The sequence below is a fragment of the Syntrophomonas sp. UBA5494 genome, from assembly GCF_002426325.1.
The window spans coordinates 17,734-18,736 of the sequence record NZ_DIPG01000084.1; the positions used below are offsets into that span (position 1 = coordinate 17,734).

Annotated in this window: 2 protein-coding genes; both read right to left on the minus strand. The window is 55.5% G+C overall.

Annotated features, from left to right (window positions below):
• Positions 1–99: 99 nt before the first annotated feature.
• Entirely contained in the window at positions 100–354 is a 255-nt protein-coding gene (locus B3W37_RS09255; protein ID WP_483175506.1) for a hypothetical protein, read from the minus strand.
• Positions 299–847 (minus strand): MBL fold metallo-hydrolase, encoded by a 549-nt coding sequence (locus tag B3W37_RS09260; protein WP_483175518.1) that lies wholly within the window; start codon positions 845–847, stop codon positions 299–301. The genes B3W37_RS09255 and B3W37_RS09260 overlap by 56 nt, the downstream gene beginning before the upstream one ends.
• Positions 848–1,003: the final 156 nt, after the last annotated feature.

Consider the following 1,003-nt stretch of genomic DNA (forward strand, 5'->3'; position numbering starts at 1 on the left):
AAATGTTGCGGGGCCGGCCTTGACTCTGCTCAGCAAATACCGGGGCGGAGCGCCCCGGAGCGTCAGAACGGAGGCATTATATCCCAGGGTTATCCCGGGTTAAGGCACTATCCGGATTTGCTGCAAAGGGGTATCGTTGTCTCCCGGCAGCTCGGGCTGGTTGTCGGGTTCGTCCCCGGGTTCGTCATCTGCTTCGCCGCCGCCTTCGTTGCGCCGCTCATTATCATTCCTCTCATCCCCCTCGTCCTCAGGCGGAACGGGGTTAAGCCAGTCCGGCAGTTCCGGCAGCAGGGGAATTTCAAACTGATGCCAGTAGCAAATGATGCCGGGCTCGGTTCCCGATATAAAGGCCATCGATACCGGCCGGGGGCAGGCTTCCACNNATATGGTCTTCCATCAAGTCCTCCCCCGACTCGATTGCAAAATGCCCCCCCACATCTTCATAAGCAGTTCTGCGGGGGATCGTACCGGTAACGTAGACCCCGGGCCGAATCTCAAGAGGTTTTTCGCTGTAACGGAACTGCGCCCCGGCGGCTGCGGCTTCAGCTTCAGAAAACGGGCAGCCCACCGCGAGCTTGTGACCCCCGGCTCCTATTGAATAGCGTTTAACGAATATTCCGGGATGGGCGGTTACAGGGCGGGATCCGATCTGTTTGAGCAAAGCGACCAAAGCCCCGCAGTGATCGTAGTGACCATGGCTGATCACGATTTCTTCAATATCCTTTAAGGGCATTTTTAGCTGAGCGCTGTTGACGAACAAGGCGTCGCGGTGACCGGTGTCGAACAGCAGCGGATAGCCGTCAATCGTTATCAGGGCCGAGAAGCCCCACTCCCCGATCAAAGCCATAGCGGAAGTGGTGTTTTCCACCAGTATGGTCAGCTCAATCTTCACTGCCAAGCCTCGCAATCGTTGTTATTTATGTTTATGGTATTTATTTATTATACTGGTTAATTCCTTCTGATGCCTTATCCTGAGCAAAAAATGTTGCGGGGCCGGCCTTGA